We start from the raw sequence: 13,227 nt of genomic DNA on the forward strand, positions 1-13,227 counted from the left end.
TAATTTTTTCACACATACTACTATTTAACCTTTACAAATTCTTGTAGCGCTTTCTCTGAAAAAGCTTTTCTATTTAACTTACCATTTGGCGTAAAAAGCATTTCTTGTACAAAGCCAACCTTGCTTGGAATCATGTACTTTGGTAAACGTTTCGCCAGTGCAACTTTAAGCTCAACTTCACTCATCGAACTACTGCATTGAACAAAAGAATAAAGCACTTTATCTTCTGATAAATAACCAACAACACACTGTTCGACAGCATCTAGATCCATGATCTGAGACTCAATTTCGCCAAGTTCTATACGATAGCCATTGTGCTTAATCTGGAAGTCTTTTCTACCAATATAATAAATTAAACCATCAATAAGTCTAACCAAGTCTCCGGTACGATAGATCATATCAATATATTTATCTTGAAGTGGGTTTTGACAAAATACTTCTTCTGTTTTTTCTGAGTTAGCCCAATACCCAAGCGCTAAGCTAGAGCCTCGAACGCACAATTCACCTTCATCATTACGCTGGTCGTTTTCATCTAGGATTAGAATTCCTGAGTTATGGCAAGGGATTCCTATAGGTAAGCTATCCCCATCCCAGTCTGACGGCACATCATAGTAGGTGCAATCAACGGTAATTTCTGTTGGTCCGTACAAGTTAGAGTAATGAGCATTAGGATGCTTATCTAACCAGTACTTAATCGTCTTCGCTGGCATTACTTCCCCAGCAAACAATACATTCTTCAAGCATGGCAATTGAAACTGATCAAGTAACTTAAGGTTCGCAATATTTACAAGCAATGAAGGAACCCAGAAGATCGTTGTTATTGCTTTTTCTTTCAGGTATTCAAGTGTTTTCTGAGGAAAAATAAACACGCTTTCAGGAATAACATGCAATTCTGCCGCATTAGACAACGCCAAATAGATGTCTAAAGTCGAGTTATCAAAGAATAGTGGAGCTTGACTACCAATAATATCAGCCTTGCTCACTTCATAGGCTGAATTAGCCCAATCTATATAATCAATAACACTAGAATGGCAAATAGTGACACCTTTTGGTGTGCCAGTAGAGCCTGAAGTAAAAATTATATAGCATGGATCTTTATCAATAACGGTTTGATTAAACTTTTCGATATCAGCCCAAATATCTCGCATAGGTAGCTTAGATGCTGGTATTTCATCGATATTAATAGTTGAAATTGGACTATCTAATTCTAATGAACTTAATAGATTTCGTGAAGTTTCATCATAAAGAACAAGACAATCTTGAAGGTTAGATAAGATCTTTAATAGTCGTTCTTTAGGTGAGTTAATGTCTACCGGACAGTAAACACCTCCAGCCATTGTCGCAGAAAAGATCATGGAGAGTGCATTGACAGATTTTTTCGCAAACACAACTATCGGCTTGTTTAAACTTTCCTGCTGTCTTAGTTGCAATGAGATAGCATATGACTTTGCCGTACTTTCTGCATAAGTCAAAGAGTAGCTCGAATCCGAAACACAAATATTTCCTGGGTGTTTCATTGACGATGCTTGTAGATATTTCAGAATGCTGTTTCTCATCTTATACTCTCTTTTTGCAACCATTCATTATTTTTTAAGTATTTGTTTTATCTTGTTTATCATTGATTCACACAAATCAAAATATATAGGCAAGCATAAGATCCTTTTACTAATCGAGCGACTAACTTCACATGGAGTTCCGTCATGACTATAACTATCAACAAGATCTAAACTTGGATAAAAGTACCTTCTTGGAAAGATGTTATTCGCTTCCAAGTTAGCCTTAGCTCTAAGTAATGACTGCTCCGAGTCAAACACGATTGGTACGTACGCACCATTAGGTTTTGAGCTATCCGACCAATGTTGCATTTGGAAAACATCAGAAAGGTGAGTTTGATAACTTTGCCATAAGCCTCTTCGCTTGGTCATGACACTTTCTATATCATCTAGAACGCAGTGACCCATAGCGGCTTCAAACTCATTCATCTTGGCATTGGTTCCAACACCCTCTATTGAATCCGGTCCCGTTATTCCAAAGTTAATCATCAAACGTACTTTCGCTGCAAATCCATCATTTTGTGTAACCACAGCGCCACCCTCTATCGTGTGGAATAGCTTCGTAGCGTGGAAGCTTAATGTGCTTATATCACCGTGCGTTAATATACTTTCTTTATTTAGCCCCACCCCAAAAGCATGGGCAGCATCGTAGATAACTTTTAAACCGTGCTTGTTTGCTATCGCTTGAATCTCCTTGACTTTACATGGATTACCAAACACGTGCACCGGTACTATTGCAGACGTTTTTTCTGTAATAAGACCTTCAATTAGCTCAGGGTTAATATTGAAGGTATCACTTTCAATATCACAAAAAACAGGGGTTAAGTTTTCCCAGTTAAGCGTACTTGCGGTCGCAGCAAAAGAGAAAGGTGTAGTGATCACCTCTCCTGATAGATTTAGTGCTTTATAAGCCACTTGAAGTGCCAATGAGCCATTTGCAACCAATATAACATGCTTAACCCCAAGATACTCAGCTAGTCGAGATTCTAAATCCTTAACGAGAGGACCACTATTGGTCAACCAACCGCTCTCGTACACACGATCAACATATTGTTTATACTTATCTTTTGACGGTAGATATGGTTTTGTTACAGGAACAATTTCATTGCTCATCATTTAATATCTCATTGCAACTAACGAGTAGTGCTAGTTTTGTTCGGTGACTAACTCGGAAAGGTAACGTCCGTAATCATTTTTTTGCATCGGTTTTGCAATGAATAGTAGCTGGTCCCTTGTTAACCACCCATTGCGCCATGCAATCTCTTCTAAACAGGCAACTTTAAGACCTTGAACATTTTCAATGGTTTGAACAAACGAAGAAGCTTCATGTAGGCTTTCATGCGTTCCAGTATCTAACCAAGCAAAACCGCGCCCTAGTAATTGAACATTCAGGTCACCTTGCTCAAGGTACATTTGGTTTAGCGTCGAAATCTCCAATTCACCACGAGCTGAAGGTTTGATTTTTTTTGCCAATTCGACGACTCGGTTATCATAAAAATACAGCCCAGTGACAGCATAATTGGATTTAGGCTTTACTGGTTTTTCTTCAATCGAAATCGCCTGCATATTGGCATCAAATTCTACAACGCCAAATCTCTCAGGATCTTTAACCTGATAACCGAATACCGTCGCACCACGGGTCTTCATCGCGGCTTGCTGAAGGATAGGTGTGAACCCTTGCCCATAAAAGATGTTGTCACCTAGCACCAAACATACTGAGTCATCGCCAATGAAGTCTTCACCAATGATGAAGGCTTGAGCTAAGCCATCTGGGCTTGGTTGAATCGCGTATTGCAACTCAATGCCAAACTCTGAGCCATCCCCTAACAAGCGCTGAAATCCTTCTTGGTCTTCTGGCGTGGTGATGATCAAGATTTCACGAATGCCAGCAAGCATGAGTACCGACAACGGGTAGTAAATCATTGGTTTGTCATAAACCGGCAGTAACTGCTTAGAGACACCGCGTGTAATAGGGTAAAGGCGAGTGCCCGAGCCACCTGCCAAAATAATGCCTTTCATTATTCGCCCGCTCCTAATCGCTCTAAACTGTATGAACCATCAAGCACGCGTTGCCACCATTGCGGGTTGTTTAGGTACCATTCCACGGTTTTACGAATGCCGCTTTCAAAGGTTTCTTCTGGCGTCCAGTTAAGCTCTTGAGCGATCTTGGTGGCATCAATTGCGTAACGTACATCATGACCAGGACGATCTTTGACATAAGTGATCAAAGATTCATAAGACTCAACACCTGCCGGCTTGTCTGGTCGCAGCTCTTCAAGCAAAGCACAAATGGTTTTCACTACTTCGATGTTGGCTTTTTCGTTATGACCACCGATGTTGTAGGTTTCACCGACTTCACCTTCGTTGACCACTTTGTACAGCGCGCGAGCATGGTCTTCCACAAACAGCCAATCCCGGATCTGCATACCATCACCATACACAGGCAACGGCTTGCCATCGAGGGCATTTAAAATCATCAGAGGGATCAACTTCTCTGGGAAGTGGTACGGACCATAGTTGTTGGAGCAATTAGTGATAAGTGTTGGTAAGCCATAAGTCCGTTGCCAAGCGCGAACCAGGTGATCGCTCGAAGCTTTAGATGCAGAATATGGGCTGCTCGGCGCGTATGAGGTGCTTTCGGTGAACAAATCATCCGTTCCCTCTAGATCGCCATACACTTCATCCGTAGAAATATGATGAAAACGGAATGCCGATTGGCGCGCTTCATCTAAGCTCGACCAATATTGACGAGCCGCTTCAAGCAAATGGTAAGTGCCCATCACGTTGGTCTCAATAAAAGCAGCAGGACCATCAATAGAGCGATCGACGTGAGACTCGGCGGCCAAATGCATCACCCTATCGGGTTGATGCTCTGAAAACACGCGATCTAGTTCAGCTCGGTCACAGATATCTACTTGCTCAAAGTAGTAACGTTCACTCTCTGAGACATCAACCAGTGATTCTAGATTCCCTGCGTAGGTCAGTTTATCTAAATTGATGACGGTATCTTGGGTGTCACGAATGATATGTCGGACAACAGCTGACCCAATGAAGCCTGCTCCACCGGTTACTAATATTTTCATTACAAATGTTACCTACGTTAATTTTTGTGCCATCAGATACACATGAATACTTTATGATTATTGTAGTTTATAGACTCACTCGAGCATCGTTAGACTCAAGAAGGCTTACTTAGAGCAATCAATATAAAATGATAAAAACTCAATTAAGATTGAGAAGCATAACCGTCCTGAAAATGTTCAAAATCGGATTCTTGCCAAATAATCTGTCGCTTTAAACGCTCTTTATTAAATGAACGCAGAAGTCTATTTAGATTTTGATGCTTCCAGTCACCAGAAGTTTCAAAACGACACTTATCAAAATCGATAATCCATACCTTATCTTTGTCGTCGATCAAGATATTGTGGATATTCAAATCGGTATGGTTAACGCCAACCTGATGCATCTTGGCAATTTCTTGCCCTATTTTCTGATACATTTCTACCGATAAAGACTGTTCTTGCAAGATACTAACCAGATCTCTGGCGTTTGGGATTCGCTCACTTAATAAATCAGCTTGATAGAAGAGTCCTGACTTTACGGCTCTTGCTGCAATAGGACGAGGAACGTGCACCCCAGCCTCAATTAGCGCCAACAAAAGCTGAAACTCTTGCGCACAACGGGTATTATCCCAGCCAGAGAACCAATAATGATCGTTAACTAACTTCCCAAACAAACCGCCACGACGGTAATGACGTAGTGCCGCTTGCATGTTCTCTAGTTGGATAAACCATGTCGTACCTCGCCCCGTCGCACTGCCAACCACCTTGTCGGAGGACTGCCAGTATTCCGCATCAAATATCGGTTGGCTAGGGTCTGTAATGACCTCGTCATCAAACCAGATCACTTGGTTGTTGTTTTTATACTGTTGAGTCATACGCTCACCCTCTAGCCTAAATACCGGCTGGCTAATATATACAACCAAGTAAATGCAGCAAACGCCAAAGCAACCATAACGGCAGCAGAGCCTATATCTTTAGCTCGACCACTGAGTTCATGCCGTTCAATACCGATACGATCCACTACCGCCTCAATCGCTGAGTTTACAAGCTCTACAATCAAGACTAATACCACGACCCCGATCATTAAGATACGCTCAACCATGCCGACATCCACTAGCCAAGCCAAAATCACGGCGATACTCAACAAAGCCAACTCTTGTCGAATGGCAGCTTCATGCTTAAAAGCCGCTTTTAATCCTTGGATCGAATAACCCGTCGCTTTAACGATGCGCTTTAGTCCGGTATTACCCGGCTTACCAGATTCTTGCGATTGATGTGGTGTTGTCTTTGACATTGCAGAACACTTATCAGTACTTAGCTATATTCGAGCCGTGTATTTTACATTTATTGGGGATGTCTGCATAATTTACCTGCTTCTATTCATCAAATCAGACAATAATTATGTTCACTTCTGCCCCATCGTCACTATGCGTCTTGCGTTTGTCCGCTATTGGAGACGTTTGCAACACTATCGCCACCGTTCAAGCTATTCAGAAACACTGGCCTTCGACCCAGATTACTTGGATAACGGGTAAACTTGAAGCCCAGTTATTAGCCGCCATCGATGGTGTAGAAGTGATTGTTTTTGATAAAAAAGCGGGACTTGATGGCTACAAGTCGCTTTGGCGACAGCTGAAAGGCAGAGAGTTTGATGCGCTATTGCATATGCAGTACGCGATTCGAGCTAGTGTCGCAACGTTGGGTATTAAAGCAAAATACAAACTTGGTTTCTCTTCTGATAGAAGCCAGGACTTTCAAACGCTATTTACCAATGTCAAAGTGCCTTCCCCACAATCTCTGCATGTTGCAGATGGCTTAATGGCCTTTGCCCATCAAATTGGGATACCAAAGGCTGAACTAGACTGGGTACTTTCTTATTCAGACCACGACCAAGCTTGGGCAGAGTCTCATATTTCTCGTAGTAAACCTAACCTGCTGATTGTGCCTGGTGCGAGCAAAGCTTATAAAAACTGGAACGCGGAAGGTTATGTGGATGTGATTCATCACGCCAGAGCAAAAGGCTGGAACGTGATTCTGGCAGGCAGCCCTGCTCAGGTAGAATTGGATCTGGCAGAGGCCATTCAATCTCGCTTGGAAGAACCGTGCCTAAATTTAGTGGGACAAAGTTCAATTCTGCAAATGCTTGCGTTAATAGATAAGGTTGAAATGGTCATCGCCCCCGATACCGGACCAGCACACATGGCGAATGCAATGAAAACGCCAATCATCGGGCTCTATGCACACCATAATCCGCTGCGAGTGGGACCTTACCGTTATCTAAAATACGTTGTCTCGGTGTATGAAGAAACGATCTTTGCGGAAACAGGTAAAAACAGTAACGAGTTAAGCTGGCGAACTCGCGCTAAAGATGAAACGGCAATGAAGCGCATTACTAACACTCAAGTAATGAGCATGTTCGATCAAGTCTTAGAAGATTTGTATCCTCAATACCAGTAAACTTACTGTCTTGATTTGTTAAGAAGGAAATGACCTTGTCCAAACCAACCTTAGCCGTTGCCTTAATTGTAAAAAATGAAGAGAAGCACTTACAAGCTTGTCTAGACACAGTAAAAGATTGGGTCGATGAGATTGTCCTTCTAGACTCGGGCAGCACTGATCGCACTGAAGAAATCGCCCGACAATACACAGATAAGTTTTACACCAACCTAGATTGGCCAGGATTCGGTAAACAGCGCCAACTGGCGCAGCAATACGTTACGGCAGACTACGTTTTGTGGCTTGATGCGGACGAACAAGTCACTCCAGAGCTAAAAGAAAGTATCTTACACGCGGTATCAGCCAATAAGCCGAACGTTTTATACAAACTTAATCGACTAAGCTCAGCGTTTGGTAAGTTCATCTACCATTCTGGTTGGTCTCCAGACTGGATTGTGCGCTTATATCGCACCGAATATACACAATATAATGATTCGCTCGTTCATGAAAAAGTTGATGAGAAAAACTATCAAACTGAAAAACTGGATGGTCGACTGCATCACTACACTTACGAGCACCTTCATCATTACATCAATAAAACCACTGGCTACCTCAAGGCCTGGACGGATGAACGTGAAGGTAAAAAGAAAGCGGGTTTAACGACCGCTATCGTTCACGCTCTTGCTAGCTTTTTGAAGATGTATGTTCTCAAACGAGGCTTCCTTGATGGCAAACATGGCTTCATTCTAGCTTGGCTAAGCATGCACTCTACTTTTGTAAAATATATCGATCTCTACTTACGTGAACAGGCAAGAAAATCATGAAAACGACTTTAATTATCACCACTTACAACTGGAAAGAAGCATTAAAAGCGGTGTTAGAAAGCGTGAAACGTCAAACCGTTTTGCCTGACGAAGTCATTGTTGCAGATGACGGTTCTCGAGACGATACCAAAGCAATGATCGACCAACTGCGTGACGGCTTTCCAGTACCACTTATTCATAGCTGGCACGAAGATAATGGCTTTCAACTTTCAATGAGCCGCAACCGTGCGATCGCAAAAGCATCAGGTGACTACCTCATCATGATTGATGGCGACATGGTGTTGTCTCAAACGTTTATTGAATCACATAAGCAAGTCGCAAAGCCAAATTGGTTTGTGCAGGGTGGACGTGTGTTAACGGATGAAAACTGCAGCAAGGCCATCATGGAAAACGGCTTAGTGCCTTCCATTTTCAGCAAAGGCATTCGCAATCGTAAAAACTGCATCACCAACGCCTTGCTATCGAAATGGTTCTCTTACGAGCGGAATAACGATAAAGCCACTCGCGGTTGCAACATGGCATTTTGGCGACAAGATGTCATCGAGGTGAATGGCTTCAACCAAGATTTTGTTGGATGGGGACGCGAAGACAGCGAGTTTGTTCATCGCATGTTGAATGCGGGTAAGTCACGTCTTTACCTAAAATTTGCAGGTGTAGGCTACCACTTGTACCACGTAGAAAACTCTCGCGCGTCACTCGGAAAAAATGACGAGATTTTAGAAAACACCATTAAAAACAAGCTTAAACGCTGTGAGAATGGTGTTGATCAATTTCTAGAAGCTTAAGATTATAAAAAGGGGCGTTTCGCCCCTTTTTTATTGTTGCTGAGATAAAGCGAAGTACTTATCGGCAACCATCAATGAGATCAAACGCTCTTTACGTTTATCTTTGAACTGCTCAACCCACTGGTGCGCATTTTCAATGATCGCTAATGCTTCTTGCTCATTCGCTAGGTAATAATCCATCTTTTCGGGCAAATCCGAATAGTCATCCTTCACTTCAACATAGTGGACGCCTGCCTTTAACTTACCTTCCATAAACCAAGTCTCATATTTTGGCTTTGACATAATAACCAAGGAGTTAGACGACATAGCCCACTTAAGGTTGGTGGCTACATCATTGCCTTCTATACAGAGCAAAAACTTATACTGCAGTTGCTCTTCAATACTCATAAAGCCCTTTTCCCATGGTTTCCCTTCTACCGGGCGGGTCTGGCCAATATTGCATTGCGGATGGTTATAAAACGCATGAATCACCTTTTTACGATGCGGCTGAAAACCCACGCCGCGCCACGCTACCATGTCCTTTTTATCTTGATAGCGAACAGGATCATCAATAAATTTAAAATGACGAACTTGATTAAGTTTCAACACCACTGAATTTTGGTTGTTACCAAAAATAGGGCGGCTTTTTATAAAGCTCGGTACATTGGGGATGTGTGTAACATCGCCGTTGATGTAGTTAAACGCAAAACTGGAAGGGAAATAGCGTACAACTTGGCGAAGATCGAAAAAATACGTCCAACCTTTCGTTTTTTTGAATGTATCGACAGTAGCGTAACTTTGTTCTCGGCTATCGACTGAAAACGGCGTTTCACACTTGTTGTAATAGTTCACCCGCTCAAGGCAGCGTTGCTTCTCGGCTTCAGTTAAATTCGAAAGTAAACGCTTTGCTTGTGCTCGATATACAAAACGAGGGATAAGTATCGAGAGAGCGTTTGAGAAATAATAAGGGAACTTACTGTCTTTCATTCAGTTTTTCCCCAATCGCGATGGCTACTGGCTTGGGAACGAACTGATCGATACTTCCGCCATGAATCGCTACTTCTCTCACGATAGTCGACGATAGAAATGCAAACTCTTCTTCAGGAGTCAAAAATACACTTTCGATACCTGGTAATAGCTTTCGGTACATGTTGGTTAGTCCAAACTCGTATTCAAAGTCTACCGTTGTTCGTAAACCACGAATAAGAACCTTAGCTTTCTCATTTCTCGCGAAATCCACTAATAACCCGGAGAACCCCTTTACCGTCACACCAGGTAAATGCGCTACAACGTCCTGCATCAGCGCAACGCGCTCTTCCAATGAAAACATGGTGTTCTTCGATGGGCTTGCGGCTACGCCAATTACTACCTCATCAAACATTTCGTGAGTACGCTCTATTAGATTGAGGTGACCATTAGTCACTGGATCAAAAGTGCCCGGATAAATGACTTTCATATAATTTACTAAGTTATTCGAAACTGATTGAATTATTGAGGCTCGAGCGCAAGATTACAACAACTTAAGCTCGATAATAGCTCGACTTACTTCTGACACTCACCACAAAAGAAGGTATTACGTTGGCCAATCTTTAGCTCTTGAAGTCGTTCACCGCACTCTGGGCATGGCTCTCCGGCTTTTCCGTAAACCAATAACTCTTGTGCAAAGTAACCCGGCTTTCCATCGGCTTGCGCAAAGTCTTTCAGCGTAGTCCCACCTTGCTGAATCGCGATTTCTAACGTGGCTTTGATGTTCTCCACCAGTAATCGCCACTCTTTCTTAGTTAGTTTTCCTGCTGGGCGAGTTGGGTGAATGCGGGTTTTGAACAAAGACTCATTGGCGTAGATATTCCCAACGCCAACCACCACTTTATTGTCCATAATGAACTGTTTAACCGCAACACGCTTACCTTTGGCTTTGTCTGCCATATATACAGCGTTGAACTCCTCGGTTAAAGGCTCAGGTCCCATATGATCTAACACGGTGTGAGACTCATTAGGAGCGCTCCAAAGCCAAGCACCAAAACGACGCGGGTCGTTGTAGCGTAACACTTTGCCATTGGTGAGTTTAAGGTCAACATGATCGTGCTTTGCCGCAGGGAAGTCAGCGTCGAGTACACGCAATGATCCAGACATGCCAAGGTGAACAATCGCTGTACCTTGGTCAGTATCAATCAATAAGTACTTGGCACGACGACGAATATTACGAATAACCTGCCCTTCCAAAAGCTTAAGCTCTTGAGGAATATCCCAACGTAGCTTCGGAGTACGAAAAACAAATGCCTTGATCGTCTGCCCAATCATATGAGGGCTGATCCCCATTCTGCTTACTTCAACTTCTGGTAATTCAGGCATTTGACTCTCCTTAACAGCGTCAGAAACAACATTAGTGAGCGCTTAGCATAATTGAAAAGCAGTATGACAAACACAGTTTCAGAGAAAGGTTATTACGCAACTTTTACTTAGGCATGATGTAGTTACCATCAACAGAAATCGCGATCCACTTGTCTTGCCAATTTTTAAATAGCCAAAAATCGTCAAGGCGGTAAAAAGTGATACGTTGTGGCTCTTCCAAACCTTGATACCAGACTTCGATGCTTTCCGGCGGTGAAAGGCGAGGCTTTAACTGTTCATACTGCTGAGAGTTCAGTTCTGTGCCTTCAAGTGATTGCCAGCGAGTCACTATTTCTTGTACGGGGATATTGGCTTTAATGTTGGATTGCCACTGTCCATTTTGCTTGTCTAATTTCCAACCAGCATAGTAAATGGCACTGACATTATGATCGGAGCGTAACAAGTTTGGATACGGATCCACTTGTTCATCGATAAGATAGTTTTTGATCCAAGTTGGCGCATTAAGGATCACCATGAACACGATGATGCCTAAGATTAGAATATTGTTCCAACGGCGGCGGTGCACCTTTTTAGACATAATTCACCTCATCGCTTAAATCAGCAGCAGCTTAACCAAGCTGCTGCTGATTTAGAAAATCTACATTAAATTATGATTGAATCGGATCATCTTTTAACGTACTTAGCGGAACCAATTTACCTTCTCCATTATTCACTTCCGGCACATCCGCATGTGAAGAGAAGAAAGAAGGTAATGCATCCAACCTCTGACTAGAGACACCCATCAATTCAGAGATTGCTTTGATCATTGTGAAGCCATTACGTGGATAATCAACTACTTTTCGTTCATTGAAATCCGAACCAATGACAAACAAAGGCACTTCGTAGGATTGTTTTACCGATGGATCATGACGCAAGTTTTCACCACTATTACGATGCCCAAGTCCGTGATCGGAAACATAAATCAAGTTGTATGGAAGCGACTGCTTCCCTGCAAGTTGGGTAATTTTCTCTAGCATTGTGTCTGTTTGCTTTATCGACTCAATGTAACAAGAGATCTTGCTGCCATTGAAGTTAAACTCAACATCACCTTCCACACGATCACAGAAACCTGGGTGTGAGCCAATTAAGTGGATCACAATCAATTTTGATTTATCGTCACTCGACAGCGCTTTTTGAATGCTTGGCAGCAGTGTGCTGTCATAAACGTTCGAGTCTCTAAAGCTACCGCTGCGTGTAAAGGAAACATGCTCAGCATAGTTAGCAATTGAACTGATTCCGGTATCGAATTCTCCCATTCGACCTTGGTTAGAAACCCAATAGGTTTCCACACCAGCCATTTGCGCTAAGGTGTTGATGTTGTTATTCAGCTCAATATCAATACCATCATTCATTGTGACGTAGCGCATTACCGAGGTGAACGTGTTCGGACCTGGGGACAAAAAGTTTGTCCAAAGTTGCCCTTTGGCCGTCGACATAAACGGCGTATTTTCCATCGGCAGACCATACGCATTCATGTAGTCTTTTCGTACGCTTTCACCAATCACAAAAATGGTGTTCTTAGCCTCGCTTGGTGTTTTAGTGATTTTCCAAGAGGCTGGGATTTTACGCTGAGCCATGATCTCTGCGTTGTACTGATAGTACATGTTGTACGAATCAAACCAATCAAAAATAAATCGAATCGGCGGATAACGCATGTAAGAGAGCAATGCATGTATGTAGTCACTATTAACATTGCGATCTTTAATGGTGCGAATAGGTTTGTCCAGGAGTAAAAACGAAAACAAGATCAAACAGAATACTGATGCTTTACGACCTTTAAGTTGTGGCACATATTTGAACAGATAAAAGGACACTACAGCGAAAAGTGCCGCGACTGCCAACGTTCTGAGCTCCAAATCATTAAAGAACTCAAGCGCTTCTGAAGGGTTGGTCTCAATCAATGAAGAAATGATGGTCAAATTAGGATGACCATAATTCCAAGAAATAGGAATATAGAAAGTCGCAATCACAGCTAACAGGGCATATACCCAGTGACCAATACGATGAGCTTTAAGAAAAGCGAGCGTAATCGACATTAAGATAAGACAGTCCGCTTTTATTTCATAACCCAACGCGGCACTAAACATCACAGCTAAGATAATTAATGCAACAAACTTTAAGGCTTGTAACCCTAAATGCATCCTTTTTTGGCTCCTATAACTAAAGCAAATAATAAAAAACCCAACTCGAAAGTTGG

14 protein-coding genes are annotated in these 13,227 nt (G+C 42.4%); 3 read left to right on the forward strand and 11 right to left on the reverse strand.

Annotated features, from left to right (window positions below; translation table 11 throughout):
* Positions 1-20 precede the first annotated feature (20 nt).
* From R8N47_RS13760 to R8N47_RS13785, 6 genes are all read right to left on the reverse strand, one after another.
* Positions 21-1,556: an amino acid adenylation domain-containing protein gene (locus R8N47_RS13760; RefSeq protein WP_318070306.1), complete on the reverse strand. Its 1,536-nt coding sequence runs from the start codon at positions 1,554-1,556 to the stop codon at positions 21-23.
* Positions 1,557-1,583: 27 nt separating this feature from the next.
* On the reverse strand, positions 1,584-2,669 hold the full coding sequence (locus R8N47_RS13765; RefSeq protein ID WP_258516102.1) for a DegT/DnrJ/EryC1/StrS family aminotransferase: 1,086 nt from the start codon (positions 2,667-2,669) through the stop codon (positions 1,584-1,586).
* 30 nt (positions 2,670-2,699) lie between these two features.
* Entirely contained in the window at positions 2,700-3,572 is an 873-nt protein-coding gene (gene rfbA / locus R8N47_RS13770) for a glucose-1-phosphate thymidylyltransferase RfbA (RefSeq protein ID WP_318070305.1), read from the reverse strand.
* Positions 3,572-4,636, reverse strand: a complete 1,065-nt coding sequence (gene rfbB / locus R8N47_RS13775) for a dTDP-glucose 4,6-dehydratase (RefSeq protein WP_258516103.1) — start codon at positions 4,634-4,636, stop codon at positions 3,572-3,574. Before rfbB ends, rfbA begins: the two co-directional genes overlap by 1 nt.
* Before the next feature lie 143 nt (positions 4,637-4,779).
* Positions 4,780-5,490 (reverse strand): 3-deoxy-D-manno-octulosonic acid kinase, encoded by a 711-nt coding sequence (locus R8N47_RS13780; protein WP_318070304.1) that lies wholly within the window; start codon positions 5,488-5,490, stop codon positions 4,780-4,782.
* Between the two features lie 11 nt (positions 5,491-5,501).
* Positions 5,502-5,909 (reverse strand): diacylglycerol kinase, encoded by a 408-nt coding sequence (locus R8N47_RS13785; protein WP_005395798.1) that lies wholly within the window; start codon positions 5,907-5,909, stop codon positions 5,502-5,504.
* Between the two features lie 107 nt (positions 5,910-6,016).
* On the opposite strand from R8N47_RS13785, the gene R8N47_RS13790 reads away from it, so the two are divergent.
* The 3 genes from R8N47_RS13790 to R8N47_RS13800 are packed head-to-tail and all read left to right on the forward strand — an operon-like array spanning position 6,017 to position 8,660.
* On the forward strand, positions 6,017-7,072 hold the full coding sequence (locus R8N47_RS13790) for a glycosyltransferase family 9 protein (RefSeq protein WP_318070303.1): 1,056 nt from the start codon (positions 6,017-6,019) through the stop codon (positions 7,070-7,072).
* Positions 7,073-7,107: 35 nt separating this feature from the next.
* Complete coding sequence (locus R8N47_RS13795) at positions 7,108-7,875, forward strand: glycosyltransferase family 2 protein (protein WP_047103887.1); 768 nt, start codon at positions 7,108-7,110, stop codon at positions 7,873-7,875.
* Entirely contained in the window at positions 7,872-8,660 is a 789-nt protein-coding gene (locus tag R8N47_RS13800) for a glycosyltransferase family 2 protein (RefSeq protein WP_064377027.1), read from the forward strand. Before R8N47_RS13795 ends, R8N47_RS13800 begins: the two co-directional genes overlap by 4 nt.
* Before the next feature lie 30 nt (positions 8,661-8,690).
* Here the strand turns inward: R8N47_RS13800 and R8N47_RS13805 are convergent, their stop codons facing one another.
* The 5 genes from R8N47_RS13805 to R8N47_RS13825 all read right to left on the reverse strand — a co-directional run bounded on the left by R8N47_RS13805 (position 8,691) and on the right by R8N47_RS13825 (position 13,171).
* Complete coding sequence (locus R8N47_RS13805; protein ID WP_213869615.1) at positions 8,691-9,626, reverse strand: glycosyl transferase family 90; 936 nt, start codon at positions 9,624-9,626, stop codon at positions 8,691-8,693.
* Positions 9,613-10,095, reverse strand: a complete 483-nt coding sequence (coaD, locus tag R8N47_RS13810; protein WP_064377025.1) for a pantetheine-phosphate adenylyltransferase — start codon at positions 10,093-10,095, stop codon at positions 9,613-9,615. Before coaD ends, R8N47_RS13805 begins: the two co-directional genes overlap by 14 nt.
* 86 nt (positions 10,096-10,181) lie before the next feature.
* Entirely contained in the window at positions 10,182-10,991 is an 810-nt protein-coding gene (gene mutM, locus R8N47_RS13815) for a bifunctional DNA-formamidopyrimidine glycosylase/DNA-(apurinic or apyrimidinic site) lyase (protein WP_046874104.1), read from the reverse strand.
* 103 nt (positions 10,992-11,094) lie between these two features.
* On the reverse strand, positions 11,095-11,568 hold the full coding sequence (locus R8N47_RS13820; RefSeq protein ID WP_318070302.1) for a hypothetical protein: 474 nt from the start codon (positions 11,566-11,568) through the stop codon (positions 11,095-11,097).
* A 70-nt stretch (positions 11,569-11,638) separates the two neighbouring features.
* On the reverse strand, positions 11,639-13,171 hold the full coding sequence (locus R8N47_RS13825; protein WP_318070301.1) for a phosphoethanolamine transferase: 1,533 nt from the start codon (positions 13,169-13,171) through the stop codon (positions 11,639-11,641).
* Positions 13,172-13,227: the final 56 nt, after the last annotated feature.

The organism is Vibrio sp. 2132-1, from assembly GCF_033344315.1.

Bases quoted from the DNA above. Each gene is read 5' to 3' on its own strand.
- R8N47_RS13760 (WP_318070306.1), bottom strand. From the start codon at position 1,556: ATGAGAAACAGCATTCTGAAATATCTACAAGCATCGTCAATGAAACAC.
- R8N47_RS13765 (WP_258516102.1), bottom strand. From the start codon at position 2,669: ATGATGAGCAATGAAATTGTTCCTGTAACAAAACCATATCTACCGTCA.
- rfbA (WP_318070305.1), bottom strand. From the start codon at position 3,572: ATGAAAGGCATTATTTTGGCAGGTGGCTCGGGCACTCGCCTTTACCCT.
- rfbB (WP_258516103.1), bottom strand. From the start codon at position 4,636: ATGAAAATATTAGTAACCGGTGGAGCAGGCTTCATTGGGTCAGCTGTT.
- R8N47_RS13780 (WP_318070304.1), bottom strand. From the start codon at position 5,490: ATGACTCAACAGTATAAAAACAACAACCAAGTGATCTGGTTTGATGAC.
- R8N47_RS13785 (WP_005395798.1), bottom strand. From the start codon at position 5,909: ATGTCAAAGACAACACCACATCAATCGCAAGAATCTGGTAAGCCGGGT.
- R8N47_RS13790 (WP_318070303.1), top strand. From the start codon at position 6,017: ATGTTCACTTCTGCCCCATCGTCACTATGCGTCTTGCGTTTGTCCGCT.
- R8N47_RS13800 (WP_064377027.1), top strand. From the start codon at position 7,872: ATGAAAACGACTTTAATTATCACCACTTACAACTGGAAAGAAGCATTA.
- R8N47_RS13805 (WP_213869615.1), bottom strand. From the start codon at position 9,626: ATGAAAGACAGTAAGTTCCCTTATTATTTCTCAAACGCTCTCTCGATA.
- coaD (WP_064377025.1), bottom strand. From the start codon at position 10,095: ATGAAAGTCATTTATCCGGGCACTTTTGATCCAGTGACTAATGGTCAC.
- mutM (WP_046874104.1), bottom strand. From the start codon at position 10,991: ATGCCTGAATTACCAGAAGTTGAAGTAAGCAGAATGGGGATCAGCCCT.
- R8N47_RS13820 (WP_318070302.1), bottom strand. From the start codon at position 11,568: ATGTCTAAAAAGGTGCACCGCCGCCGTTGGAACAATATTCTAATCTTA.
- R8N47_RS13825 (WP_318070301.1), bottom strand. From the start codon at position 13,171: ATGCATTTAGGGTTACAAGCCTTAAAGTTTGTTGCATTAATTATCTTA.